The following is a 24,235-nucleotide window of genomic DNA, read 5'->3' as shown; positions in this document are numbered from 1 at the left end:
ACTTCAGCATGCTGGGCCGTCCGTGCACGGTAGCTTTGGCGTAAATCCGTTGGGGTAAAGGGGAGCATCGCCCGATTCAGGATTTATGCAACAGCGCCATTAAGGACTGACATTTGATCACCTCATTTCGATATCAATTGAATAGAACAAAGAGAAGTTTGCCCACACCAGCTGGTGTACTTCATTGTCGGCTGGGCTTGCAAATGACGTGATGCAAAAATTGTTCCGGTGAGAGTGATATTTTGAATATTCGAATTGAATTATTTATCTGTGAGTAAAAAGGCTAAAAATTTCATGGCTGCGCTTTTTTCCATGAATCCGATATGCAATATGTTTCAGCTATCTTGCTTTGCCGATACTGTCAGGTATTTCGACATTGCTACGTTGGCGGGTTGCAGCCTTATCGGAATCGATTGAATATGGGGCATGTCTCTATTGGCTTATGGCAGCCCTTGCGCGGGCGATCATCGTCCCTGCGAACTTGGTCTGTGATACAGCGACGTGCTGCATACACATGGGTTGATTCCTGTGCTGGCCGGGGCATCCGCCAGCCCGCTCAACCCTGGGTGGCAAAGAGCGGCTGTGATCAAGTGCTGCATCAATAGCGGGTGGGATGGTAATGGAAGGGAATGGCTGATGGCTGGGGGATGGGTGCTTTTTGTGCTGTGTTTTCAGCGCATGAAATAAAAAAACCGAGCCCCATGAAGCCCGGTTGTTGTGAGTGATGGGCGGTTTACGTCGGAAAATCTTCCTTTCGTAACAGGAACACAAAACCATCGCCGCCACTTGTTTCCAGCCAAGTAAAGGGTAGCTCTGGATATTCCTCTTCCAGCAATGCCCGATTATGGCCGATTTCCACCACCAGGATGCCGTGCGGTGTCAGCAGGGCAGGAGCTTCGTCGAGGATGATGCGTGTCGCGTCCAGTCCGTCATGGCCTGATCCCAATGCCATTTCCGGCTCTTGCAGGTATTCGGTAGGTAGCTCGGCCACCGATTCGGCATCTACATAAGGCGGGTTGCTGACGATCAGGTCATATTGGTGGCCCTGAACAGCGACAAACATGTCAGATTGCAGGAGATTGACTCGGTAGCCAAGGCGGTAGTCTTCCACATTGCGTGCGGCGACTGCGAGCGCGTCACTTGAGAGGTCGATCGCATCGATTTCCGCATCCGGAAAGGCATCGGCCATCATGATTGCCAGGCAGCCGGAGCCGGTGCACAGATCCAGGCCTCGATGGATCAATTCCGGGTATTCGACCCACGGGGCAAGATGCTGCCGTAGCAGCTCTGAGATGAAAGAGCGCGGCACAATCACACGCTCATCGACATAAAAACGGTACTCGCCCAACCACGCTTCGTGGGTGAGATAGGCCGCAGGTTTGCGCTCTTCGACACGACGTCTGATCAGAGGCAGAACTTGATTGATCTCCTCGGGCAGCAGGCGTGCATCCAGAAAAGGTTCGAGACGATCGATTGGTAGCTTGAGGGTATGTAGCACCAGATAGACGGCTTCGTCGTAAGCGTTGTCCGTGCCATGGCCAAAATGCAGCTGGGCTTGGTTGAAGCGGCTGACTGCAAAGCGGATCAGGTCGCGGACGGTGTGCAGGTGTGATGCGGCGGAATCAAACATGGTCTTTCCATTATTTGGCGAGGCCGGGAAGGAGCTCCACCAGGCCTGCGCAGATGAATTCAATACCGACGGCGGACAGCAACAGGCCCATCAGTCGGGTGGAGATATTGATGCCTGTCTTGCCGACCAATCGGCTGATCGGGTCGGCCAGATTGAGCGCAGCAAAGGTGATCAGCCCGATCACCACGCCTGCGCCAACCATATAGGAGTACTCCCACCAGTGGCGGATGCGGTCGGTATAGATGATGACCGTGCTGATTGCGCCAGGCCCGGTCAGCAGCGGAATGGCCAAGGGCACCACGCCGATGCTGTGCTTGTGCTCGGCTTCATCGGTTTCCTCTGGGGTTTGGCGGGAGGGGGCCAGCTGTGCATTCAGCATCGAAATCGATAATAGCAGCAGCAGGATGCCGCCACCTGTCCGGAAGCTGGCCATGCTGATACCAAACAGCTTGATCACGAATTCACCGATGAACGCTGAAATGATGATCACCAGGGCGACCGCAATGGCGGCAACACGGATGGTGCGTTTTTTTTCGACTCTTGACTGTGCATGGGTCAGGCTGATGAACAGCGGAATGGCGCCGATCGGATTGATCAGCACCAATAGCGATATGAAAGCTTTCAGGAATTCCATGACAATGCCCGGTGGGATGATGTGCTTAGTTTAGGTTCTGTTGCGGAATGGTGCAGCCGAGTCTGCCGGATTATCCCTTGTTTCGTACTTGTTGGTACACCACCAGGGCCACGGCGATCAGGATGGCGCCCATTGCGAACAGCTCGTGCAGCCCGATATGTTCGTTGCCGATCGACCAGCCCAGAAAGACAGCCACGACCGGGTTGACATAGGCGTAACTGGAAGCCAGTGCAGGCCGGACATGTATGATCAGATAGGAGAAAGCACTGTAGGCAATCATCGAGCCTGCAACGACCAGATAGAGCAGGGCAGCAATCGATGTGCCACTGGGCATATGCGTCATCCGCTCGCCATGCATCAGGCTCATCAAAGTCAGTACCAGCGCGGCAGCCAGCATTTGCAGGGCGCTGGACATGGTGCCGGAGGGCATGTCGAGGTATTTGCTCCAGACCGTGGCAATCGACCAGATCACCGTCGCGAACAGGATGAGCCCTGCGCCCATAGGGCTGGCGCTCATGTCAGCACCGAAATTCAAGGAAACGATGCCAGCCATGCCGATACCAATGCCGATCCACTCTGACCGACTGGAATGATGCCCCCAGAAACGCGCCACGATGATGGTCAGCAATGGCACGACAGCAACGCCCAGCGCGGCCACCGCCGAGGAGATCTCCAACTCGGCAAAGGTTACCGCGCCATTGCCACCCGCCAGCATCATGGTGCCGATGATCGCTGCATTGCGCATCTGCCGTTTCGAGGGAAGCGCAGCCCCTTTCCATTTCAGCCATGCAAACAGCATGCCGCCAGCCAGCCAGAAGCGAATTGCCGCAGCCATGAAGGGTGGAATGTCTACAATCACAAAACGGATCGCCAGATAGGTCGATCCCCAGATGAGCCAAGTTGAAAGCAGGGCCATGGCCAGGCCGGTGCGGGATGGGGCGGACACAATGAACTCGAAGAACAAACAGCGCTGCATTATAAGCGGATTTGCGTCTATTTCCGGTAGATGGGAAAGCCATTGTTAGCCAGCAGGCTTATCACCATGTAAAATGAAGAGTTTTCCGTTACACACCGACGGCTGATCGTTTGATCAGCGCTTGAATTTAGGAAAGCCGTATGGCCCGCTACGACAATATTCTGGAAATCGAACAAAATCTTTCTGGCAGTGGTTTACGTATCGGCATCGTGATGTGCCGTTTCAATACTGATGTATGTGAAGGCCTGTTGGCCGCCTGTACTGCGGAACTATTGCGTTTGGGCGTCAAGACGGAAGATATGCTGATTGCGACGATCCCTGGCGCGTTGGAAGCCCCCTTGACGCTGAAGACCATGGCCCAGAGTGGCAAATTTGATGGTCTGGTGGCGCTGGGCGCGGTGATCCGGGGTGAGACCTATCACTTTGAAGTCGTGTCGAACGAGTCGGCATCGGGTATCAGTGCGGTCGGTCTGGAAACCGACACGCCGATCGCCAATGCCATTCTGACCACCGAAAACGATGACCAGGCACTGGCGCGCATGCATGAAAAAGGCACTGACGCGGCCCGTGTCGTGGTTGAAATGATCAATCTGTTGAAAAAGTTGAGTAAATAATGAAAAGCGCACGACGCAAAGCACGTGAATTCGCCGTGCAGGGTTTGTATCAATGGCAGTTGACCCAAGACCCCCCCACGCTGATCGAAAAGAATCTGGCCGAAAACCAGGCTTTTGAGAAGTGTGATCTGACGCTGTTCCGTGCGGTGTTGTTCGGTGCGATCAGCCACGCCGACACCTTGCGCTCAGCCATGTCACCTTATCTGGAGCGCGACTGGGATGATGTCAGCCCGGTCGAGCGGGGCGTTCTGTTGGTGGCTGGTTTCGAGTTGGTGCACATGCCAGAGACTCCTTTCCCGGTCATCATCAACGAGGCCATCGAGTTGTCGAAGACGTTTGGTGGCAACGAAGGTCACAAATTCATCAATGGCGTACTGGATAAATTTGTCGAGCAGGTGCGTGCGGCTGAGGCGCAGAATGTGCGCAACCAGCGTGGCCAGCGTCGAGGCTGAATGTAGCCAGCCAGTGAAATGGTGGTGATCAAACGGGGGCATCTGCCCCCGTTGTTGTTTGTGCACGCCGCCTGCAGGCGGTTGATCAATCGCTGTGCGGCATGCGGGCTCCGGTGTTACGGGTATTGGAACGGTGCGATGGAGTCTAGGGAAAGATTTGTGAGCCCACCAGCTTCTCGGCGCGTTGTTTCAGCGCCCGGGTGCGTTGATCCAGTTTGATGATGAATGTTTGATTGGGAATCAGTGTTTCTGGGGCGATGGTGTGGGCGGCCACCTGCCGGGCCTGGGTCGTATTCTGCAAGAGTAGGAGATAGAGTGACCGCTCCGGGAAGTCTGTCACGTGGCGCCTCAGCAGCCAGGCTTGCTCGACATATGGGTCATGTGCCAGGTCACGGCTCAGTGCGTCCGCCTGTTTAGGCAGCAGATCATGTGGCAGCAATGAAACGTCTGTCTTTGGGGTGCCATCGTCCCGATGCTCGGTGGCCAGCACATATTCACAGGCCAGCCGGAAATAGTTCTCTGCCCCACGTTTGTCGCCCAGCCCTTGCAGGTACAGATAAGCCTGCCGTGCGCAAGGCGTGGTCAGCCGTGGGTCTTGTCGGAGTGCGTGATCAAGGCTGTCCAGGCCACGTGCATCACCTTGGGCGAGCAATAACTGACCTTGCAGATGATGGCCCGGTGCATATTCCGGATGGGTTTGTGTCAGATATTCACAGGTGGCGATGGCAAGCTGGGGCTGACCCAGCGCCTGGGCCAATTCGGCCAATCGCCAGGCGCGTGGCAGGCTCAGCGGCCCGACACTGGCTTCTTGTTGCAATGCTTCCAGCTCGCGTCGGCCTTCCTGTACTTGTTGATGGCGTGCGTACCAGCTGCCACGGATCTGTTGTCGCCAGTTATCGTCAAGCTGGTCTTGCAGGACATCCAGATCCTCGCCCAGTAGGCGTCGGGCTGCGTTGATACTGATGGGCTCTGGCAGCGTAGCGGCATGATCAAGCCGACTCAGGCGGTCAGCCAACGAGGGGTGAGTGTCGAAATGACCGGTCTGATGGGTGAGCGCTTCTGCAAGCCACACATCCAGCCCATGCTGCTGCATGCCCAGCGCAATGGCTTGTTCCAGTGCGCGATGAGGGGACGGGGTGGGCTCTGGATTGTCTTCGGCATTGCGTAGCAACGCTGGCCAGTAATGTTGCTCCAGCCAGCGGCTGGTCAACTGCGACAACACCAGTGCCTCCATCGTTACACGTTTGCCACACATGGTGACAGAGGCCTGATCTGCTTCGTATTCGTTCTGTCGCGCCAGAACGAATGAATAGGCATTGAAGTAGTGGACAAAGCGTTGCAGCCAAGTCAGCAACAGATTCGGCGTATGTTCAACGACGGAAGGTTGCTCCAGCGCCCGTTGCCAAGTATTGCGCAGGCGATAGACCCAGCAGGCGAACCGGCCATGCTGAGCTGATAGATGGCCAAACTCATGGGCCAGCACCGCAGCAAAATGCCGGGTAGAGAGCGCCATCATCAGCGGCAGCCCCAGCAGCAGGATGTTCCGATGCCATCCGACCAAGCCCAGCCGCGGTTGCTGGACGATTGCCGCATTGAAATCCGCAGTCAGCAGCACCTTGTCCACCCCGGGGCTCCCCACCTTGGCGGTGACTTTATCGATCAGGCGAAACAGATTGGGCGAGGTCTGGCGAGTCAATGGCTCGCCAACGGGTGTGGCGGGCGTGACGCGACAGAGCAACCAGATCAACCCGCCCACGATGCATAGCGCAATGGCCAGCAAAAACCAGCTTGGATGCAGCGGGTAAGTCAATATGGCTACGGTCAGCAGTGCTAGTGCAATCAGGAACAGGCTGAGCGCCACCAGCTGGCCAACGTGTCCAAGCAGAATCAACATCAGAATCCGCAAGCGATACCAGCCTGGATGGCGAAGTGCATCGGCCTCCAGGCGTGCGATCAGCTCGGTGTAGACACCGTGATTTGGATTGTGCTGTGTCATCATCTTGCGGGTCAATATACTTAATGAACATCGATTTTATGCAACTAGCAAGCAATTGACAAAGCAGGTTGAAAAAAACTTGATCAAGTAGGGCCTGGTGGATATCGCCTTGCTTGAATGTGCCGGACGTGGACGCTGATCGTCACGGTCGGTAACATGTCGCCTTTCCGAGATGGAGTACGGTGGCAGATGTTCACGGAAGCAGATCATCAATACATGTCGCAAGCCCTGCAGCAAGCAGCATTGGGGGCTTGGCAGACCTCGCCCAATCCCTCGGTGGGCTGCGTGCTGGTCAAGGCGGGCGTGGTGATCGGTCAAGGCCACACATTGGCCGCAGGGCAGGATCATGCTGAAATCCAGGCGCTGAAGGATTGCCATGCACGTGGCTTGAGTGCGCAGGGTGCAACGGCCTATGTCACATTGGAGCCCTGTAGCCATTTTGGCCGCACCCCGCCATGCGCCGACCGCTTGGTCGAAGCGGGTGTGGTAAGGGTGGTGGCTGCCTTGGGTGATCCCAATCCGCAGGTGTCTGGGCGGGGCCTGGCCCGGTTGCGATCGGCTGGGGTGGTGACGCAGGTCGGATTGCTGGCGGATGCCGCCCGACACCACCATCGCGGTTTCCTGTCACGCATGGAGCGGGGGCGGCCTTGGCTGCGGGTTAAATTGGCAGCCAGCCTGGATGGCAAAACCGCTTTGTGGAATGGCGCCAGTCAATGGATTACCGGCGAGGCCGCCCGGCAGGATGTGCATCGGCTCCGCGCCGGGGCGTGTGCCATGTTGACTGGAATCGGCACCGTTTTGGCAGATGACCCCCGGCTGACGGCCCGCATCGATCAGGTCAGCCGACAACCGGCGCGAGTGGTGGTGGATAGCCAACTGAGAACACCCCCCTCTGCCAAATTGCTGGACGGAGGGCAGGCGTTCATCATCCATGCTTCGACCGATGTGAAGCGGATGGCCGATCTGCAAGATGCCGGGGCCAGCTTGCAAGCCTTGCCGACATCTACAGGGCGGGTTGATCTGAATGCCCTGCTGACCTGGATGGGCCAGCAGGGATGGAATGAGGTCTTGGTGGAGGCTGGGCCGGCGCTGAGTGGCGCACTGATCCAGGCCGGGCTGGTGGATGAGTTGGTCCTGTACCTGGCCCCCATGTTGCTTGGACACCAGGCGCATGGGCTGGTAGATTGGCCGCCGTTGTCATCGCTGACAGAGCGGGTGGATTTGACCTGGGTGGATCAACGCATGATCGGTGCGGACTTGCGATTGATTGCGCAGCTGCGTCCGTGATCTTTTTAAATAGCATTGATAGGGAGTCAACATGTTTACCGGCATTATCCAAGCACTGGGCACCATTCATGGTGCGACTCCACAGCGAGGCGATCTGCGCTTGGAGATACACGCACCAGGCATGGATTTCAGTGATGTGAAGCTTGGGGACAGCATTGCGGTGAATGGTGTGTGCCTGACGGCAATCGAGCAGGACTCAGAGAGCTTTGTGGTGGATGTCTCCAGGGAATCGCTCGACTGTACCGTCGGCTTGGATCAGGTCGGGCTGGTGGTCAACCTGGAGAAGGCGATGCGCCCAATTGACCGTCTGGGTGGTCATCTGGTGTCGGGCCATGTCGATGGAGTGGGTGAGGTGGTTCGATTCGAACAAGTCGGCGACTGCTATGAGCTGGTGGTGCGAGCGCCTGCAGACTTGGCTCGCTATTTCGCGGCCAAAGGCTCGGCCACCATCAACGGCGTGAGCCTGACCACCAACCGGGTAGAGGGAGATTGCTTTTCGATCAACCTGATCCCACACACCTTGCAGGAAACCAACCTCAAGTATCTCAAGGCCGGTAGCAAGGTCAATCTTGAAGTGGATCTGATCGCGCGCTATTGCGAACGTCTGCTCAGTTTCCGTCTTACGCTCGATCAGGCTTGAAAAGAGTGTGGTCTGGTCATATCAATGAACAAGCATGCCGCTGCAGGTGACAATCGGTCCCGTGGTAGCATTTGCCATGACATGAATCGTCTGCGTCTCGCGAAAGGGTATCAGCGTGTTTAATGGCCACTATCCGATATTGATGGCGGAATACAATCGCTGGATGAATGACAAGCTGTATCAGGCCTGCCATCAGCTTGGTGAGGATCTGTTGAAGGCTGATCGGGGTGCATTTTTTGGCTCCATCCACCATACCTTGAATCACATCCTGTGGGGTGACCGGGTCTGGCTGTCCCGCTTCAATGGTCAGGGCTATCAGGTTGGGACAATTGGGGAGGTGCTCTATGAATCATTCGATGAGCTATCTTCCGCCCGCCGTGCGCTGGATCAGGACCTGATGGACTGGGCTCAGGCGGTGGATCAGGCATGGCTCGACACACCCATGACCTGGACCAGCAAGCTATATGGCATGACCCAAACGGTGCCGCGTTGGGTGCTGGTGACCCATATGTTCAACCATCAGACGCACCATCGTGGCCAGATCACCACACTTTTATCTCAGCTGGGGGTGGATATCGGCATCACCGATATGCCCATGCTACCTTTGTTGAATACCTGAGCCATTGGCCATCCTTGCCAGGCTGTCAGTAGAAAGAAATCGATATGACTATTGCCCCCATTCAGGACATCATTGCCGATATGCGCGCAGGGCGCATGGTGATCTTGGTGGATGATGAAGATCGAGAAAACGAAGGCGACCTGATCGTTGCCTCCGATTTCGTCACGCCAGAAGCCATCAATTTCATGGCCAAACATGGCCGGGGCTTGATATGCCTGACACTGACCAAGGAACGGTGCAGTCAGCTCGATTTGTCCTTGATGGTGTCACGCAATGGCACGCCCCATGGCACCAATTTCACCGTATCCATCGAAGCTGCTGAGGGCGTCTCGACCGGCATCTCGGCGGCAGATCGTGCGCGGACAGTACGTGTGGCGGTTGCCAAACATGCCAAAGCTGAAGACCTGGTCCAGCCTGGACACATCTTTCCATTGATGGCGCAAGATGGCGGTGTGTTGGTTCGGGCGGGGCATACCGAGGCAGGTTGCGACTTGGCCCAGCTGGCCGGCTTGACACCTTCGTCGGTGATCTGTGAGATCATGAATGACGATGGCACCATGGCGCGTCTGCCTGAATTACTCCAGTTCGCAGAGATACATGGCCTGAAGGTGGGGACGATTGCCGATCTGATCCAGTATCGCCATCAACATGAGCGTTTGGTCGAGCGCGTGGTGGAGCGGCAGATCAGCACAATCGCCGGTGAATTCCAGTTGATCGTGTATCGCGATCTGACTGCCAATACCTTGCAGCTGGCGCTGGTAAAGGGCGACATCCAAGCTGGGGACGATGTGCTGGTGCGGGTTCACGAGCCCCTCAGCGTGGTCGATCTGTTGGATGTGACGGACAAGGCGCATTCATGGGGTGTCTATCCCGCATTGCAAAAGATCGCTGAGGCGGGCAAGGGCGTCGTGCTGCTGTTGCATCGCCCGGAGACAGCCGAGGATCTGTTGGCGCGTCTGTTACCCAATCAGGACAACCGCGCACGGCCCAAGTGGGATCTACGTAATTATGGTATTGGCGCACAGATCCTTCGCGATCTGAATGTCACTCGCATGACGGTGATGGCGCCGCAACGCAAAATGCCAAGCATGGCTGGCTTTGACCTGGCCCTGCTGGGTAATGTGTTGCCTGACTGACCATCGCCATGGCCAATGGTGAATGGCGCATGTGGTCGGACATGGGGAATGGTTGAAATGACCGATATCCCCTGTAAAAGTCGTGTTTATCTGGCTAGCATGATAGATGCAGGTGTTGTGAACTATTTGTTAATCTCAGTGTCACTAGTGACAAACCAGTCAGGATAACTTGGCAGGCGGGCAAAAAAATGGCTTTCGAGATGTCAAAATACGGAACCAATGTCCGCAGAAAACGACAAAACAGGGAGTGATATTGAATGGGCGATCGTGAGGTCGACCAGCAACTGGTCGAACGAGCGCAGCATGGCGACAAGCGGGCATTCGAGTTGCTGGTCAACAAATACCAGCGCAAGCTGGCGCGCTTGCTCTCGCGCTTCATCCGCGATCCCAGCGAAGTCGAGGATGTGACGCAGGAAGCCTTCATCAAGGCGTACCGTGCGTTGCCTACGTTCCGAGGCGAGAGCGCGTTTTACACATGGCTGTATCGAATTGGCATCAATACCGCCAAGAACTATCTCGTGTCGATGGGGCGGCGGGCACCGGTCAATGCGGATGTGTTGGATGACGAAGAGGAAGGCCCGACGCTGTCTGACCGTATGCCCGACATGAATACGCCAGAGACTGAATTGATGAATCGGCAGATCGTCGATACCGTCAATCAGGCGGTAGAGGCTTTACCAGATGAATTGAGAACAGCCATTACATTGCGCGAGATGGAAGGGCTGAGTTATGAAGACATTGCTTCGATCATGAACTGCCCGATCGGGACGGTGCGATCACGTATTTTCCGCGCGCGCGAAGCCATCGCCGCGCAACTGCGACCTTTGCTTGATACCGGGAAAAACAAGAGGTGGTAAACAAATGAACGAACAGATTTCACAAATGATGGACGGCGAACTCGATGAGGACGAGGTCGGACGAGTGTTGGCAGCACTCAAGTCTGATCAGGATCTCAACGACGAGTGGAGTGTCTATCACTTGATCGGTGATGCGATGCGCGATGACGGGCCGGTTCTGACGGCTGATTTCTCATCCCGGTTCAGTGAGAGATTGGCGGCAGAGCCGATCGTCTTTGCGCCCAAGGTCATCCCCAAAAAACCTGCCGGATTCTCGCGCCGTTATGTGGCCATGTCTGCGGCTGCGTCCGTTGCCGCTGTTGCAATGGTGAGCTGGTTTGCGCTCAATGGCGCCCAGTTGGGAACCGTCAGCCCGACCGGGATGCAGCCTATCGCGGCTGCCAATGACCCAGCTTTGCACCAGGTGTCGGTTTCGAATGGGGCCAATATCGAGAACGTGCAGGATTATCTGGTCGTGCACCGGGAAGCGACTGGGTTGCACACCGCGAATTACACTACTGCAGGTCAATCCAAAGGGCATTAAGCACATGAGGGTGTTCCTGAGCGTACTGCTGCTGTCGGTAGCAAGCAGTGTGTGTGTGGCTGAGACGGCTCTATCACCTGCCGATGCTACTGCGTTGCTGAAGAAGATATCCAACGCCATTCGTAAGCAGAATTACCACGGCATGTATGTGTACCAGCATGACGGCGAAGTGGAAACGTTTCGAATGATCCATGTGTTGGATGGCGACAATCAGCTTGAGAAGCACGAGTCGTTGGACGGCCCGGTTCGTGAGTTCGTCCGTCTCAATGATCAGATCAACTGCTATCTGCCTGAAATGCCAGCCAATCCGGTCGAGCTGCGTCGTCGTGTCAGTATCAAGCTGTTCCCGGCTTTGCTGCCCGAAGATCCATCAGACATCGCCAACCTCTATCACTTCAAGAAGAAGGATGCAGAGCGCGTCGCCGGTATCGACAGCGCGGTGTTGATGATGGAGCCCAAGGACAGCCTGCGCTATGCCCGCAAGCTTTGGTATGACCCTGTATCCGGGCTGTTGCTGCGGATCGGTACCTATAACAGTCGGCAAGAGCCGGTGGAAAAGTTCTCGTTCATCCAGCTTGATATTGGTGGTCAGGCGGATCGTAAAGCCTTGAAACCACGCTTTGCCAATAAGATTCCACTGAAACCAAGTGAGATGACTGTAGCGGATAACGACAACGGGCGAGCCGACGCAGGTTTTGAGATCAGACCCATGCCGCCGGGTTATCGTTTGATTCAGGAAGGTAAACGTCTTCTTGGTCATCGAAACGTGCAGGTTTCACATCTGATGGTGGGTGATGGCATGGCGGCGATATCAGTATTCGTCGAACCGGTCCAAGTCCCGAATAAAACCAGCAGCATGATGGTCAACCAGGGTGCGATCAATATCTACACCCGGTATACCAATGATTCACGCATCACCGCATTGGGCGATGTGCCCGAAGCCGCGCTGAAGCTGATTGGCAGTTCGGTCGTCACCAAGCCTGGCAAGCCTCAACAAGGGGCTGCGCAGTGATGCAGGTACACGCGGTTGTGCGTCGGATCGATGGCCATCGTGCCTACATCGCTATCCAGCAACCGCGTTGTGCGGGTTGTACCGGCCAATGTGCCGACAAGGGGGCCTTTTCCCGCCTGTTCAGCCCTCGGCTGCATGCTGTTTCTGCGCCTGAGGGTTGTCGGGTGGGGGATGAATTGCAGTTCAGCTTGCCGGAATCCTCCATGAGTCGATTGGCTTGGTTGGGCTATGGTTTGCCGCTGTCTGGTCTATTGGGCGGTGCATTGCTTGGTTCCCTGGTGAGCGATGGCATTTCAATCCTCGCCGCAACACTCGGCTTGTTGTCCGGCCTAAGTGCGAGCGGCTGGTGGATGCGTCGTCATCGACCAACCTGTCAGCAACTTCATCGACAAGTTGTGGTCTCTTCTCTGTCTCAATCATCAATTCAACAAAGGTAATCTACCCATGAAGAAATTGTTGTCAGCAACCGCGTTGCTGTTGGCATCGATTCCTGTTGCCTATTCGGCAACCGCTTCTCTGGATGTTGCATCGCTGGTCGAAAAAGAAGGTCCTGCGGTTGTGAATATCAGCACCACCCAGACAGTAGTCAATAATCAGGGCGGGCCTGGAATGTCTGAGGACGACCCGTTCTATGAATTTTTCCGCCGGTTTCAGCCAAGGCAGCAACCACGCGAGTTTCAGGCTCGGAGCCTGGGGTCGGGTTTCATCATCAGTCAGGATGGTTACATCATGACCAACGCCCACGTGGTGGGCAATGCCGATGAGATCACGGTCAAATTGACCGACAAGCGGGAATTCAAAGCCAAGGTCATTGGAACCGACGAGCGTACCGATGTGGCGCTGATCAAGATCGAAGCCAAATTGCTGCCGACGGTGAGACTGGGTGATCCGGCCAAATTGCGGGTGGGCGAACCTGTTGTGGCGATCGGTTCCCCGTTTGGTTTCGACAACACCGTGACATCAGGGATCGTCAGTGCAAAGGGGCGTCAGCTGCCAGACGAGAGTTTCGTTCCCTTCATCCAGACCGATGCGGCGGTCAATCCGGGTAACTCCGGCGGGCCTCTGTTCAATGCCAATGGCGAAGTGGTCGGGATCAATTCGCAGATCTACAGTCGCACAGGTGGCTTCATGGGCCTGTCCTTTGCCATTCCCATCGATGTGGCAATGGATATCTCCACGCAATTGAAGGCAGGTGGCAAGGTCATTCGTGGTCGGATAGGGGTATCGATTCAGGAAATGTCCCGGGATCTGGCCGAGTCCTTCGGCTTGACCAAGCCACAAGGCGCATTGATCAGCGGGGTCGAGAAAGACGGCCCGGCAGATAAGGCAGGCATGTTGCCATCCGACATCGTCTTGAAGTTCGGAGACAAGGTTGTGAATTCCAATGCTGATCTGGTCCGCCTGGTGGGTAGTACCAAGCCCGGTACCAGGATGACCATGCAGGTCTGGCGTAACAAGACCACCAAGGATCTGACCGTGACTGTGGGTGAGATGCAGGATCAGCCAGGCCCAGGCAAGCCTGGACGCCGCCATAATGCAAATGTCGGTCAGGTCGGCCTCATGGTGGGTGAGCTGACTGCCGCCCAGCGTAAGCAGCTTGGTGTGGAATATGGGCTGCTGGTCCAGGCATCGCAAGGGGCCGCTGCACGGTCGGGCATCCAGCAAGGTGACGTGATCGTCGGCATCGGTGGAGAAGGCCTGAAGAGCTACCAGCAATTGGCACGCGCAATCGAAGATGCCAAGACCGGCAATAAAACCGTGACATTGAGGATTTATCGTGACGGTGGTTACCAGTTCATCCCGCTCAAGTTGTCGAACAAATCGGATGAATAAACCTGTTCTGACAGTGTTGTTCCGCGACTATTGCAGTTTGTGTCATGCCATGGTCGCGGCATTGGAGGCGTATCCGGGGCGAGCTGGATTTGACATGCAGATTGTGGATGTCGATGCCGACCCGATGCTGGAGGAAAAGTGGGGAGAGTGGGTGCCTGTATTACTCGCGGGTGATCAGGAAATCTGCCATTATCACTTGGATACCGCAGCATTAGATGCGCATTTGGCCGTGTTCGGGTAGAATCGCACGCTGGCTCAGTTTGATGAAGGGCACGCAGGGCGTGCCCTTCTTTTTTGTAAGACGTATGGAACATATCCGCAATTTCTCGATCATCGCACATATCGACCACGGCAAATCAACGCTCGCGGATCGCTTCATTCAATTTTGTGGCGGCCTGGAGGCTCGGGAGATGTCCGAGCAGGTGCTCGACTCGATGGACATCGAGAAGGAGCGTGGCATCACCATCAAAGCCCAGACTGCTGCCCTGCAATACAAAGCACGGGATGGGAAAGTCTACAACCTCAACCTGATCGACACCCCAGGGCACGTTGACTTCTCATACGAAGTCAGCCGCTCACTGGCCGCTTGTGAAGGTGCTTTGCTGGTTGTAGATGCATCACAAGGGGTGGAGGCGCAGACCGTTGCCAATTGCTACACCGCCATTGAGCAAGGGGTGGAGGTCGTTGCTGTCCTTAACAAGATCGACCTGCCTGCTGCCGATCCGGATCGCGTCATCCAAGAGGTTGAAGACATCATTGGCATCGAGGCCACCGATGCGGTACGCGCTTCCGCCAAGAATGGCATCGGTATCGAGGATATTCTTGAGGCAGTGGTCAACAAGGTGCCTCACCCAAAGGGCAACCCCGCAGGGCCTTTGAAAGCCCTGATTATCGACTCATGGTTTGATAATTACGTCGGCGTCGTCATGCTGGTGCGTGTAGTCGATGGCCAGATCAAACCCAAGGACAAATTATTGTTCATGTCCACCAAGGCCCAGCATCTGTGTGAGCAGGTGGGGGTGTTCACGCCCAAGTCGTTACAGCGTGAAGCGCTCAAGGCGGGTGAGGTTGGTTTTGTGATCGCAGGCATCAAAGAGCTGGCGTCCGCCAAGGTCGGTGACACCATCACCCTGGCTTCGGCCCCTGCGGTAGATCCCTTGCCAGGCTTCAAGGAGGTCAAGTCCCAGGTATTTGCTGGCCTGTATCCGGTTGAGTCTCACGATTACGAAGCCCTACGAGATTCACTGGAAAAATTGAAACTGAACGATGCCAGCTTACACTTCGAGCCGGAAGTTTCCCAGGCGCTCGGTTTTGGTTTCCGTTGCGGCTTCCTTGGGTTGTTGCATCTGGAAATCGTGCAAGAGCGGCTGGAACGCGAATTTGACATGGATCTCATCACCACTGCACCAACGGTGGTCTATGAGGTTCTGTTGAAGGATGGTGTGGTGATCAATGTCGAAAACCCATCCAAATTACCTGATTTGTCCAAGATCCAAGAGATCCGAGAGCCCATCATCACCGCCACCATCCTTGTGCCGCAAGAGTACGTGGGTGCCGTCATGACACTCTGTAATCAGAAACGCGGTGCGCAGCGCAATATGCAGTATATGGGTCGTCAAGTCATGCTGACCTATGACATGCCGATGAACGAAGTGGTCATGGATTTCTTCGATAAACTCAAATCGACTTCCCGTGGTTACGCCTCACTGGACTATGAATTCAAAGAGTTCCAAGCTGCGGATCTGGTGAAACTCGATATTCTGGTCAATAGCGAAAAAGTCGACGCGCTGAGCTTGATCGTGCATCGCCTGAATTCCCAGTATCGTGGTCGGGAGCTGGCCGCCAAGATGCGCGAACTGATCCCGCGGCAAATGTTCGATATCGCAGTTCAGGCGGCGATTGGCTCCAACATCATAGCCCGTGAGACGATCAAAGCCATGCGTAAAAATGTGCTGGCCAAATGCTACGGCGGTGATATCACACGTAAACGCAAGCTGCTTGAGAAACAGAAGGCAGGCAAGAAACGCATGAAGCAGGTGGGTAATGTCGAAATCCCTCAGGAAGCATTCCTGGCCATTTTGCAAGTGAGTGATAAATAAACATGAACTGGCTCTATTTCTTTGCATTTGTCACCTTCATCGGGGTGATGTTGGCTGCGGCCAATCGTGATCCGATCGAGCCGGGAGAGGAGCCCCCGGTGATTTTGCAGGCCGGCTACCTCGGTATCTTTGTCGGTATTTTTGGTTTGATGGCACAATTTGCCAGCCTGTCTGCCGCCATGCTGATGTTTGTCGTGCTGATCGCAATTGTGGCTTATGGGTACAAGTTGTTTGAAGGTAAACCAGCAGAAGCAGCAGACAAGACCAAGCGCATTCCGCTATCGGTCGAATATGCACGCGACTTCTTTCCGATTCTGTTGGTGGTCTTCCTATTGCGCTCGTTCTTGGTTGAGCCTTTCCAGATTCCCTCCAGCTCTATGCGCCCAGGCTTGATCGTGGGGGATTTCATCCTGGTCAATAAGTTTGCATATGGCTTGCGGATGCCTGTCACCAATCAGGTGGTGATCCCGATTGATATGCCCAAACGTGGCGATGTGATGGTGTTTCATTTCCCGGAAGAAGAGAAGATCGATTACATCAAACGGGTGATCGGTTTGCCGGGCGATAAGGTTGAATATCGCAATAAAAAGCTGTTCATCAATGGCCAGGCCATGTCGCAGCAAGACAACGGTACTTATCAGTACGTTGCTGACGAGGCCTTCAGCGTGGTGACCACTGCCCGCAAGGTAGAGCAATTGGGCGACCGTAGTCACCCGATCATTATCGATGAAAGCAAACCGACACTCACGACCATGAACGTCAAGGATTTCCCAAATCGTGACGCATGTGTCTATAGTGATGATGGGTTTGTCTGTCAGGTGCCTGAAGGGCATTACTTCACAATGGGCGACAATCGGGACAATTCTGCCGATAGTCGCTATTGGGGTTTTGTACCGGAGCGTAATATCGTTGGCAAGGCGTTTTTAGTGTGGATGAATTTCCGTGATTTAAAACGAATTGGTACCCTGATTAACTAAGGAGCACAACTCATGCGCAAGCAACAAGGCTTGAGCCTGTTCGGTTTTTTGATTATCGCAGCTTTTGTGGGTTTTTTTGCGTTGCTGGCGGTTCGTTCCATTCCGGCCTATTCCGAGTATTTCAGTGTCAAGAAGATGGTCAAGGCGTTGATTCAGGAAAATGCCAGTGGCAGTCCGCAAGATATTCGTAATAGTTTCGATAAGCGTGCCAGTATCGATTATGTGAGCTCCGTCAAAGGTGAAGATCTGGATATCACGCAAATCGGTGGGGTCACGACAATTGGTCTTGAGTACTCAAAAGAAGTCCCTGTTGTAGCGAATATCAGCCTGAAGTTCGCGTTCAAGATAGAAGAGACAACGGGTAGTAAAGCAGCAGCTGCTCAGTAGTGCTGGAATGCGATATCAACGTCTTACCCAGCAGTTAGGTTATGAATTTTCTGATGCGTCATTATTGCGCCAAGCGTTGACGCATCGGAGTTTCGGTACCCCTCATAATGAGCGGCTCGAATTTCTCGGTGATTCAGTTTTGAATTGCTCGGTGGCTCGGCTTCTGTTCGAACATTTTCCCCGCTTGACTGAGGGTGAGCTCAGTCGTATCCGTGCCAGTCTGGTCAGACAGCAGGCATTGGCCGAGATCGCCGGCCAATTGCAGCTGGGTGAATATCTGATGCTTGGTGAAGGTGAGTTGAAAAGTGGCGGTTTTCGCCGCCCTTCCATCCTCGCAGATGCAGTGGAGGCCATACTTGGAGCCATCATGCTGGATCGGGGCTTTGACGCCGCATTCGCGGTGATTGCGCACCTCTATCATCCGATGTTGAGTGCGCTGGATCCCAATGCTGTGTCGAAAGATCCCAAGACACGTTTGCAGGAGTGGTTGCAGGGGCGGCGTTATCAGCTCCCGATGTATACGCTGTTGCAAGTTCAAGGGGAGGCGCACGATCAGCAGTTCGAGGTTGAATGCCAGATTCCGGAATTGAAACTCGCAGCCAAAGGTTTAGGCAGTAGTCGCCGTACTGCTGAACAGGATTCAGCGCAACAGGTATATGAAATGATCATGAAACAGCAAAGGCGGAAGCCGTGAGTAGTACTGAATTTCGCGCGGGATTTGTCGCGATCGTGGGGCGGCCCAATGTGGGTAAATCGACTCTGCTCAATCAATTGATCGGGCAGAAGATCAGCATCACCTCTCGGAAGGCGCAGACCACGCGACACCGTGTTACGGGTATATACACTGACGAAGTTTCACAGTTCGTGTTTGTCGATACCCCTGGGTTTCAAACCCGTCATCGCAATGCGATGAACGATGCGCTGAATCAAAGCGTCAAGACGACTTTGGGTGATGTGGATGCCATCCTGTTCGTCGTAGAGGCGATGAAATACAGTGCTGCGGATGCGGAGGTTCTGGCGCTGCTGCCCAAGCATCGGCCTGTCTGGTTGGTCATCAACAAGATCGATAAACACGCGGATAAAGGATTGTTGCTCCCATTCATCCAGAAAATGGCGGAGCAGTTTGCATTTGCAGGTATCGTCCCGATCTCCGCGGAAAAAGGGACGCAGATCCCTGAATTGTTGAACGATGTTCGTCCTCATCTGCCCGTTGGTGAGATGCTCTACCCTGAGGACCAGATCACCGATCGCAATGAGCGCTTTCTGGCTGCGGAAATCGTTCGTGAAAAGCTGTTCCGTCTGCTTGGTGAGGAGCTTCCCTATTCAATCAATGTTGAAATAGAGAAATTTGATCTGGATGGTGCTCTGCGGCGGATCTATGCCGCTGTTTATGTTGACAAGCCCAATCAGAAAGCCATCATCATCGGCAAAGGTGGCGAGAAGCTCAAGCGGGTTTCCTCCGAGGCCCGTGTTGACATGGAGTTGCTGTTTGATGGCAAGGTCTATCTTGAAGTCTGGGTAAAGGTGAAGAGTGGCTGGGCGGATGATGTTCGATTCCTGAAACAACTCACAGGAGAGTGAGGTGTTCGCCAGCACGCCACCCCCACCTTACTACGTCGTCATTTTCACATCGTTACGCAATCAATATGATGAAGTCGGCTATGAAGCAATGGCTGAACGGATGTTGGCATTGGCGCAATGTCAAGCGGGGTTTCTTGGTGCTGAGAGTGCGCGCGGCAGTGATGGATTGGGCATCACTGTCTCCTATTGGCGGGATGAGGCGTCCATTCAAGCTTGGCGTAATCAGTTGGATCACCTTGAAGCGCAGCGGCTAGGCCGTACCCGCTGGTATGAACGTTATTCGCTCCGTGTGGCACATGTCGAGCGTGCCTATGAGTTCAGCCCCTCTCCAGTATGACTGAGCCACGCCGTGTTGAGGGTCAGCCGGCATTCGTCCTGCATACCTATCCATATCGTGAAACCAGCTTGATCGTCGAGGCATTCAGTCGTGATCATGGCCGGGTTGCCATTGTCGCACGAGGTGCCCGTCGCCCGAAGTCGGCTGTCCGTGGCGTATTGATGGCTTTCCAGCCACTTTTGTTATCGTGGTTTGGCAAGCAGGAACTGAAGACGCTGCATAGTGCGGAATGGCAGGGCGGTATTCCGCAGCTGTCTGGTTTGCCATTGATCTGTGGTTTTTATCTGAACGAACTGCTGCTGAATATGCTGGCGCGTGAAGATGCGCACAGTGGGCTGTTTGCTAATTATTTCGATACCATACAGAGACTAAGCTGTCAGCTTGACCCGGCACCCTGCTTGCGCCGGTTTGAGTTGCAGATGTTGATGGAGCTTGGCTATGGGCTGGATCTGACCCGGACAGTGGATGGTCAGCGCGTGCGGGCTGGGTTGTGGTATGTTTTTGCAGGGGGGCTCGGTCTGCGAGAAGACCAGATGCATGGTGAAGGCGCGGTGCAAGGCGAAACGTTGCTGGCAATGGCTGAGCAGCGCTTTGATCAACCTCAGGTATTGGCTCAAAGCAAGGGCTTGATGCGGCAAGCCATTCAACACGCGCTGGGTGATCGACAGCTCTATACGCGGCGGCTGTTGAGAGATTTGAATCAGCTTTGAACGAGCATAGCATTACGTGAATGGGAGAGAGAAATGATCCAACTGGGCGTCAACATCGACCACGTTGCCACGCTGCGCCAAGCGCGGGGTACGCGTTATCCAAGTCCTATCCAGGCTGCAGTGATTGCGGAGTCGGCTGGGGCCGACGCCATCACAGTGCATTTGCGCGAAGATCGCCGACATATTCAGGATCGGGATGTGGAAATCCTGCGTGATGTGATCCAGACGCGGATGAATCTGGAAACGGCGGTGACGGATGAGATGTTGGCGCATGCGCTGAGGATTCGCCCGCAAGATGCATGCCTGGTGCCAGAGAAGCGCGAGGAGTTGACCACGGAAGGAGGGTTGGATGTCGTAGGTCAGCGCGCCAAGGTCAAGGCTGCCATCAACATGTTGACGGAGGCGGGCTCGCGGGTTTCGATTTTTATCGATCCCGATCTCAAACAGATTGATGCCGCTAAAGAGCTGGGTGCGCCAGTAATCGAGATCCATACTGGCCGATACGCAGAAGCGGAAGATCTACACACCATGCAGCTTGAGCTGGAGCGGATTCGGGTTGCCGTGGCGCACGGCACCAAACTTGGGTTGCGGGTCAATGCGGGGCATGGTCTGCACTACCACAATGTACAAAAGATTGCGGCCATTCCCGACATTCGGGAGCTGAATATCGGCCATGCCATCGTGGCACAAGCATTGTTTGTGGGCTTCAAAGAAGCCGTTCGTGAAATGAAACAATTGATCGAGGTGTCTTCACGTCTTTCAGCGAGCTGAGATGGCATCATGATCTACGGAATCGGCACCGATATCGTGACGATCAGCCGCATCGACAAACCTTTACAGCGGTTTGGTGAGCGCTTTACCGCGCGGTTTCTTTCTGCTGTCGAACGCCAGTCACCGCCTGCACAGGCATTGCAGGCGGCCTGGGTGGCCAAGCGCTTTGCCGCCAAAGAGGCTTTTCTAAAAGCGCTGGGAATGGGGCTGGCTGGCCCGGTCCGGCTGGTTGATCTGACCATCTGCCATGACACCGCTGGCCGCCCCTATTTTGAATACACCCCATCCGTTGCGGCATTGCTTGCCGAACGTTCAATCAAAACCATCCACCTGAGTATCTCGGACGAGCAGACGCTGGCCTGTGCGTTTGTCGTCATGGAATGCTGAATATGGCTGAATTGACATCCCGTTATCAGTTGGGGCAACTTGGGCCGCTGATGGTGGACATGGCTGGCATGGCCCTGACCGATCAGGAGCGGGATCGACTGCAGCATCCGATGGTGGGGGGCTTGATGCTGGCCGCTCGGAACTATCAATCTATCGAACAACTGACTGCGTTGTGTGATGAGATCCATCATTTGCGCCAACCCAAGCTGTTGATTGGTGTCGAGCAGGAAGGTGGACGTATTCAACATTTTCAATCGGGTTTCACCCATTTACCGGCGATGCGGGATCTCGGCTTGGTTCATGACCGCCATGGGCGCCACCCCGCGCGGCGCTTGGCCGAGCAAACGGGCTGGGTGTTGGCGGCAGAGTTGCGGGCTTGTGGTGTGGATTTCAGCCTTGCACCCGTGTTGGATGTGGATCATGGCTCATGTGGTGTCATCGGCAATCGGGCATTCCATCGCCAACCTGCGGTGGTGGCGGAATTGGCGCACGCGCTACAAATGGGCATGCGGCGAGGCGGCATGCATGCGGTAGGCAAGCACTTTCCCGGCCATGGGCATGTCAGTGATGATGTGTGCCACGCGCTGCCGGTCGATCCACGCACGCTGCCGGAAATCGAGGCCGAGGAGCTCCGGGTGTTCCGGCACATGATTGATGAAGGGCTGGCGGCCATCATGCCCGCCCATGTCATCTACCCTCGGGTTGATTCGCAGGCGGCTTGTTTTTCAGCTATCTGGTTGCAGGAGATCTTGCGCGATCGGTTGGGTTTTGCTGGGCTGATCATCAGCGATGATCTAGGGGTGATTGGTGCGGCATCTGCCGGGGATATGCTGCGTAGAGTACACGCAGCACTGGACGCGGGTTGCGATATGGTATTGATTTGTAATCAGCCGGCATGGGTTGATCATGTGTTGGCACATCTCAATCGTCCGGCCCAGGCGGTCAGTTTGGCGCGGTTTGCACGAATGCATGGGCGCCCCTGTCCTTCGCGGGTTGCATTGCGGGAGGATGCTGAGTTCGCCTTGGCCATTCATGAGGTAGGGGCTGTGGGGTTGGCCAGTGCGGTGCTGCCATTCTCACCACCAGACGAAGCATCGTGTTGAATCCTTTGCGTTGATTGGCGCGCTGACCACTAGCGCCTATTGTCAAGGCTGTTGCACCTCCTGGATGGCCTCACGGAAATCGTCCACATCTTGAAAGCTACGGTAGACTGACGCAAAGCGGATGTACCCGACCTTATCCAGCTTGTGTAGCTCAGTCATGACCATTTCCCCGATCTGGCGAGAGGGGATTTCCCGCTCAGCCAAACTGAGCACCTTTTGCAGAATCCGTTCAATGGCTTCATCCACCAGGGTGGTGGGCACAGGGCGTTTATGTAGTGCCCGTAGAAAGCTGACTCTCAATTTTTCGCGATCGAATTCAGTGCGATGGCCGTTGGTTTTGACGACCTGCGGCATGCGAAGCTCTGCCGTCTCAAAGGTGGTAAAGCGTTTTTGGCAGGTGGCGCATTTACGCCGACGGCGGACTGAATTGCCCTCCTCATTGACGCGGGAGTCGATCACCTGGGTATCGGCTGCGCCACAGAATGGGCATTTCATTGTGTGTTCTCCTCAACTTGGTTCACTGTCGATGGTGCCAGCACCTGTGTTGCGGGCGCCAAAGCCCGTGCAGACAGGGCTTCCAGCATTTTGGCACGTTCTGTGGCGGGCTGCTTGCCGATTCGTCGGGTCTTGTCGTAAAAAACCGCCCACTGCCCATCACTTTCCTTGAGCAGCTGGCGAAATGCCGGTACCCATTGGTAATAGGTGGCTTGACTTGCCAGATGGGCATTGCCGGGATGCGGCTCAAACCAATGATCATACCCACGATAGCCACGCCAAACCTGTTTGAAAACCTGATAGCGGCTGGCATATTCGGCTTGAATATGGTGCTTATGAAGCCGCATATCGGCTTGGCTGAGCGGCGCCTGATACAGTGCGGCCAATGCCTGGCGCATCTCATCCAGCAGCTGCCGGAAAGCTGTCTTGCGTAGCTCCTGCTGCTCGGGTGAAGCATCATGTTGTGCCGGATGTTTCTGCTGATCAAGCCAGCGTTTGGCTCCCTCCAACTCAACTGCAGTGGCGAAGGCCTCGTTAAAGGCAGTATCGTCTTTTATATAGATCAATTGATGCGACAGCTCATGGAAAATCAGTCGGGCCAAATCCAATTCGGAGTACGCAAGAAAGCTGTTGACCAGGGGGTCAGGAAACCAACCCAGCGTAGAGTAAGCGGGGACGCCGTATACAAACACATCTTTTCCCTCGCTACTGAGCTTGGCGGCATGTTCCTGTGCGTCAGCAGGCGAGAAAAAACCGCGATAGCTCAAGCAGCCCACCACCCAGAAGCACTCTGTATCTGCCCTCAACGTAAACTCGGCTGCGCTGACCACATTCCAGGTCAGATAGGGACGCCCCAGGTCGGCATAGCTTTGATAGCTGGCATTGTCAGGCAGCTGGAGTTGCTGACTGGCAAAAGCCCGGATGGCTTGAGCAGTCTTGAGTTGATGGCGAAGCGATGCGGGAGTTGTTGGATTTTCGATGATTTGGTCAATTGGCTGTGCCTTAGCCATGAGCGTCAAGTGGCCGCGGATGGCTTGCCCATAATAGCCAAGCGTACTGCAGCCCGTCAGGGCGCAGAGTGTCAAGAGAAAAGCAAACAATCGAATGGGCATGGGGCTTGCGGTGCAACCGTATCAACGGAGTCTAGACGGCGGGTGTGTCAAATCTGTGATATGGAAA

Annotated in this window: 28 protein-coding genes; 22 read left to right on the top strand and 6 right to left on the bottom strand. The window is 55.1% G+C overall.

Features of this window, described 5'->3' with window-relative positions; translation table 11 throughout:
- Window positions 1–733 precede the first annotated feature (733 nt).
- The 3 genes from prmB to yedA all read right to left on the bottom strand — a co-directional run bounded on the left by prmB (window position 734) and on the right by yedA (window position 3,240).
- Window positions 734–1,630 carry a 50S ribosomal protein L3 N(5)-glutamine methyltransferase gene (prmB, locus tag HNQ59_RS16980; RefSeq protein WP_184041586.1) on the bottom strand — a complete coding sequence of 299 codons (897 nt, stop codon included), beginning with the start codon at window positions 1,628–1,630 and terminating at the stop codon, window positions 734–736.
- Between the two features lie 10 nt (window positions 1,631–1,640).
- Window positions 1,641–2,264, bottom strand: coding sequence for a YchE family NAAT transporter (locus tag HNQ59_RS16975; protein ID WP_184041585.1), 624 nt, complete (start codon window positions 2,262–2,264; stop codon window positions 1,641–1,643).
- A 70-nt stretch (window positions 2,265–2,334) separates the two neighbouring features.
- Window positions 2,335–3,240: a drug/metabolite exporter YedA gene (gene yedA, locus HNQ59_RS16970; protein WP_246491058.1), complete on the bottom strand. Its 906-nt coding sequence runs from the start codon at window positions 3,238–3,240 to the stop codon at window positions 2,335–2,337.
- Between the two features lie 140 nt (window positions 3,241–3,380).
- On the opposite strand from yedA, the gene ribH reads away from it, so the two are divergent.
- Window positions 3,381–3,854 carry a 6,7-dimethyl-8-ribityllumazine synthase gene (gene ribH, locus HNQ59_RS16965; RefSeq protein WP_184041584.1) on the top strand — a complete coding sequence of 158 codons (474 nt, stop codon included), beginning with the start codon at window positions 3,381–3,383 and terminating at the stop codon, window positions 3,852–3,854.
- Window positions 3,854–4,306, top strand: coding sequence for a transcription antitermination factor NusB (gene nusB / locus HNQ59_RS16960; RefSeq protein ID WP_184041583.1), 453 nt, complete (start codon window positions 3,854–3,856; stop codon window positions 4,304–4,306). Before ribH ends, nusB begins: the two co-directional genes overlap by 1 nt.
- Window positions 4,307–4,451: 145 nt before the next feature.
- On the opposite strand, the gene HNQ59_RS16955 is transcribed toward nusB, so the two are convergent.
- Window positions 4,452–6,305: a M48 family metallopeptidase gene (locus HNQ59_RS16955; RefSeq protein WP_184041582.1), complete on the bottom strand. Its 1,854-nt coding sequence runs from the start codon at window positions 6,303–6,305 to the stop codon at window positions 4,452–4,454.
- A 186-nt stretch (window positions 6,306–6,491) separates the two neighbouring features.
- On the opposite strand from HNQ59_RS16955, the gene ribD reads away from it, so the two are divergent.
- From ribD to nagZ, 20 genes are all read left to right on the top strand, one after another.
- The gene (gene ribD / locus HNQ59_RS16950) at window positions 6,492–7,589 is read left to right on the top strand and encodes a bifunctional diaminohydroxyphosphoribosylaminopyrimidine deaminase/5-amino-6-(5-phosphoribosylamino)uracil reductase RibD (RefSeq protein WP_184041581.1); all 1,098 of its coding nucleotides are present in this window, start codon (window positions 6,492–6,494) and stop codon (window positions 7,587–7,589) included.
- A gap of 31 nt (window positions 7,590–7,620) precedes the next feature.
- Window positions 7,621–8,229, top strand: coding sequence for a riboflavin synthase (locus tag HNQ59_RS16945; RefSeq protein ID WP_184041580.1), 609 nt, complete (start codon window positions 7,621–7,623; stop codon window positions 8,227–8,229).
- 142 nt (window positions 8,230–8,371) lie between these two features.
- Window positions 8,372–8,848, top strand: coding sequence for a DinB family protein (locus HNQ59_RS16940; protein ID WP_221320278.1), 477 nt, complete (start codon window positions 8,372–8,374; stop codon window positions 8,846–8,848).
- 44 nt (window positions 8,849–8,892) lie between these two features.
- The gene (gene ribBA / locus HNQ59_RS16935) at window positions 8,893–9,984 is read left to right on the top strand and encodes a bifunctional 3,4-dihydroxy-2-butanone-4-phosphate synthase/GTP cyclohydrolase II (RefSeq protein WP_184041578.1); all 1,092 of its coding nucleotides are present in this window, start codon (window positions 8,893–8,895) and stop codon (window positions 9,982–9,984) included.
- A 257-nt stretch (window positions 9,985–10,241) separates the two neighbouring features.
- Window positions 10,242–10,841: an RNA polymerase sigma factor RpoE gene (gene rpoE, locus HNQ59_RS16930; RefSeq protein ID WP_184041577.1), complete on the top strand. Its 600-nt coding sequence runs from the start codon at window positions 10,242–10,244 to the stop codon at window positions 10,839–10,841.
- A 4-nt stretch (window positions 10,842–10,845) separates the two neighbouring features.
- Window positions 10,846–11,364 (top strand): sigma-E factor negative regulatory protein, encoded by a 519-nt coding sequence (locus tag HNQ59_RS16925; RefSeq protein ID WP_184041576.1) that lies wholly within the window; start codon window positions 10,846–10,848, stop codon window positions 11,362–11,364.
- Between the two features lie 4 nt (window positions 11,365–11,368).
- On the top strand, window positions 11,369–12,376 hold the full coding sequence (locus HNQ59_RS16920; protein WP_184041575.1) for a MucB/RseB C-terminal domain-containing protein: 1,008 nt from the start codon (window positions 11,369–11,371) through the stop codon (window positions 12,374–12,376).
- Window positions 12,376–12,813 (top strand): SoxR reducing system RseC family protein, encoded by a 438-nt coding sequence (locus HNQ59_RS16915; protein WP_246491059.1) that lies wholly within the window; start codon window positions 12,376–12,378, stop codon window positions 12,811–12,813. The genes HNQ59_RS16920 and HNQ59_RS16915 overlap by 1 nt, the downstream gene beginning before the upstream one ends.
- Window positions 12,814–12,820: 7 nt before the next feature.
- The gene (locus HNQ59_RS16910; protein WP_184041573.1) at window positions 12,821–14,209 is read left to right on the top strand and encodes a DegQ family serine endoprotease; all 1,389 of its coding nucleotides are present in this window, start codon (window positions 12,821–12,823) and stop codon (window positions 14,207–14,209) included.
- Window positions 14,202–14,450: a glutaredoxin family protein gene (locus tag HNQ59_RS16905; protein WP_184041572.1), complete on the top strand. Its 249-nt coding sequence runs from the start codon at window positions 14,202–14,204 to the stop codon at window positions 14,448–14,450. The genes HNQ59_RS16910 and HNQ59_RS16905 overlap by 8 nt, the downstream gene beginning before the upstream one ends.
- 64 nt (window positions 14,451–14,514) lie before the next feature.
- Window positions 14,515–16,308, top strand: a complete 1,794-nt coding sequence (lepA, locus tag HNQ59_RS16900; protein ID WP_184041589.1) for a translation elongation factor 4 — start codon at window positions 14,515–14,517, stop codon at window positions 16,306–16,308.
- Window positions 16,305–17,285, top strand: a complete 981-nt coding sequence (lepB, locus tag HNQ59_RS16895; protein WP_425491403.1) for a signal peptidase I — start codon at window positions 16,305–16,307, stop codon at window positions 17,283–17,285. Before lepA ends, lepB begins: the two co-directional genes overlap by 4 nt.
- A 12-nt stretch (window positions 17,286–17,297) precedes the next feature.
- On the top strand, window positions 17,298–17,672 hold the full coding sequence (locus tag HNQ59_RS16890) for a DUF4845 domain-containing protein (RefSeq protein WP_184041571.1): 375 nt from the start codon (window positions 17,298–17,300) through the stop codon (window positions 17,670–17,672).
- Window positions 17,673–17,679: 7 nt separating this feature from the next.
- Window positions 17,680–18,366, top strand: coding sequence for a ribonuclease III (gene rnc / locus HNQ59_RS16885; protein ID WP_184041570.1), 687 nt, complete (start codon window positions 17,680–17,682; stop codon window positions 18,364–18,366).
- Window positions 18,363–19,253: a GTPase Era gene (gene era / locus HNQ59_RS16880; protein ID WP_184041569.1), complete on the top strand. Its 891-nt coding sequence runs from the start codon at window positions 18,363–18,365 to the stop codon at window positions 19,251–19,253. The genes rnc and era overlap by 4 nt, the downstream gene beginning before the upstream one ends.
- Before the next feature lies 1 nt (window position 19,254).
- The gene (locus tag HNQ59_RS16875) at window positions 19,255–19,590 is read left to right on the top strand and encodes an antibiotic biosynthesis monooxygenase (RefSeq protein WP_184041568.1); all 336 of its coding nucleotides are present in this window, start codon (window positions 19,255–19,257) and stop codon (window positions 19,588–19,590) included.
- Window positions 19,587–20,300 (top strand): DNA repair protein RecO, encoded by a 714-nt coding sequence (recO, locus tag HNQ59_RS16870; RefSeq protein WP_184041567.1) that lies wholly within the window; start codon window positions 19,587–19,589, stop codon window positions 20,298–20,300. The genes HNQ59_RS16875 and recO overlap by 4 nt, the downstream gene beginning before the upstream one ends.
- Before the next feature lie 33 nt (window positions 20,301–20,333).
- On the top strand, window positions 20,334–21,071 hold the full coding sequence (pdxJ, locus tag HNQ59_RS16865) for a pyridoxine 5'-phosphate synthase (protein WP_184041566.1): 738 nt from the start codon (window positions 20,334–20,336) through the stop codon (window positions 21,069–21,071).
- Between the two features lie 9 nt (window positions 21,072–21,080).
- Complete coding sequence (gene acpS, locus HNQ59_RS16860) at window positions 21,081–21,458, top strand: holo-ACP synthase (RefSeq protein ID WP_184041565.1); 378 nt, start codon at window positions 21,081–21,083, stop codon at window positions 21,456–21,458.
- Window positions 21,459–21,460: 2 nt separating this feature from the next.
- Window positions 21,461–22,561: a beta-N-acetylhexosaminidase gene (nagZ, locus tag HNQ59_RS16855; protein ID WP_184041564.1), complete on the top strand. Its 1,101-nt coding sequence runs from the start codon at window positions 21,461–21,463 to the stop codon at window positions 22,559–22,561.
- Window positions 22,562–22,603: 42 nt separating this feature from the next.
- Here nagZ and nrdR read toward each other — a convergent pair whose 3' ends face one another.
- Both nrdR and HNQ59_RS16845 read right to left on the bottom strand, forming a co-directional pair.
- Window positions 22,604–23,056: a transcriptional regulator NrdR gene (nrdR, locus tag HNQ59_RS16850; protein ID WP_184041563.1), complete on the bottom strand. Its 453-nt coding sequence runs from the start codon at window positions 23,054–23,056 to the stop codon at window positions 22,604–22,606.
- Window positions 23,053–24,168 carry an aminopeptidase gene (locus tag HNQ59_RS16845; RefSeq protein WP_281397240.1) on the bottom strand — a complete coding sequence of 372 codons (1,116 nt, stop codon included), beginning with the start codon at window positions 24,166–24,168 and terminating at the stop codon, window positions 23,053–23,055. The genes nrdR and HNQ59_RS16845 overlap by 4 nt, the downstream gene beginning before the upstream one ends.
- Between the last annotated feature and the right edge of the window lie 67 nt (window positions 24,169–24,235).

Origin of the sequence: Chitinivorax tropicus, from assembly GCF_014202905.1 — a bacterium.
Classification (GTDB): Bacteria; Pseudomonadota; Gammaproteobacteria; order Burkholderiales; family SCOH01; genus Chitinivorax; species Chitinivorax tropicus.
The sequence above is the reverse complement of the archived record's forward strand: the minus strand, read 5'-3'. Positions and strand labels throughout refer to the sequence as shown.

Coding starts and splice junctions, on each gene's coding strand:
- prmB (WP_184041586.1), bottom strand. CDS start 1,630: ATGTTTGATTCCGCCGCATCACACCTGCACACCGTCCGCGACCTGATC.
- HNQ59_RS16975 (WP_184041585.1), bottom strand. CDS start 2,264: ATGGAATTCCTGAAAGCTTTCATATCGCTATTGGTGCTGATCAATCCG.
- yedA (WP_246491058.1), bottom strand. CDS start 3,240: ATGCAGCGCTGTTTGTTCTTCGAGTTCATTGTGTCCGCCCCATCCCGC.
- ribH (WP_184041584.1), top strand. CDS start 3,381: ATGGCCCGCTACGACAATATTCTGGAAATCGAACAAAATCTTTCTGGC.
- nusB (WP_184041583.1), top strand. CDS start 3,854: ATGAAAAGCGCACGACGCAAAGCACGTGAATTCGCCGTGCAGGGTTTG.
- HNQ59_RS16955 (WP_184041582.1), bottom strand. CDS start 6,305: ATGATGACACAGCACAATCCAAATCACGGTGTCTACACCGAGCTGATC.
- ribD (WP_184041581.1), top strand. CDS start 6,492: ATGTTCACGGAAGCAGATCATCAATACATGTCGCAAGCCCTGCAGCAA.
- HNQ59_RS16945 (WP_184041580.1), top strand. CDS start 7,621: ATGTTTACCGGCATTATCCAAGCACTGGGCACCATTCATGGTGCGACT.
- HNQ59_RS16940 (WP_221320278.1), top strand. CDS start 8,372: ATGGCGGAATACAATCGCTGGATGAATGACAAGCTGTATCAGGCCTGC.
- ribBA (WP_184041578.1), top strand. CDS start 8,893: ATGACTATTGCCCCCATTCAGGACATCATTGCCGATATGCGCGCAGGG.
- rpoE (WP_184041577.1), top strand. CDS start 10,242: ATGGGCGATCGTGAGGTCGACCAGCAACTGGTCGAACGAGCGCAGCAT.
- HNQ59_RS16925 (WP_184041576.1), top strand. CDS start 10,846: ATGAACGAACAGATTTCACAAATGATGGACGGCGAACTCGATGAGGAC.
- HNQ59_RS16920 (WP_184041575.1), top strand. CDS start 11,369: ATGAGGGTGTTCCTGAGCGTACTGCTGCTGTCGGTAGCAAGCAGTGTG.
- HNQ59_RS16915 (WP_246491059.1), top strand. CDS start 12,376: ATGCAGGTACACGCGGTTGTGCGTCGGATCGATGGCCATCGTGCCTAC.
- HNQ59_RS16910 (WP_184041573.1), top strand. CDS start 12,821: ATGAAGAAATTGTTGTCAGCAACCGCGTTGCTGTTGGCATCGATTCCT.
- HNQ59_RS16905 (WP_184041572.1), top strand. CDS start 14,202: ATGAATAAACCTGTTCTGACAGTGTTGTTCCGCGACTATTGCAGTTTG.
- lepA (WP_184041589.1), top strand. CDS start 14,515: ATGGAACATATCCGCAATTTCTCGATCATCGCACATATCGACCACGGC.
- HNQ59_RS16890 (WP_184041571.1), top strand. CDS start 17,298: ATGCGCAAGCAACAAGGCTTGAGCCTGTTCGGTTTTTTGATTATCGCA.
- rnc (WP_184041570.1), top strand. CDS start 17,680: ATGCGATATCAACGTCTTACCCAGCAGTTAGGTTATGAATTTTCTGAT.
- recO (WP_184041567.1), top strand. CDS start 19,587: ATGACTGAGCCACGCCGTGTTGAGGGTCAGCCGGCATTCGTCCTGCAT.
- pdxJ (WP_184041566.1), top strand. CDS start 20,334: ATGATCCAACTGGGCGTCAACATCGACCACGTTGCCACGCTGCGCCAA.
- acpS (WP_184041565.1), top strand. CDS start 21,081: ATGATCTACGGAATCGGCACCGATATCGTGACGATCAGCCGCATCGAC.
- nagZ (WP_184041564.1), top strand. CDS start 21,461: ATGGCTGAATTGACATCCCGTTATCAGTTGGGGCAACTTGGGCCGCTG.
- nrdR (WP_184041563.1), bottom strand. CDS start 23,056: ATGAAATGCCCATTCTGTGGCGCAGCCGATACCCAGGTGATCGACTCC.
- HNQ59_RS16845 (WP_281397240.1), bottom strand. CDS start 24,168: ATGCCCATTCGATTGTTTGCTTTTCTCTTGACACTCTGCGCCCTGACG.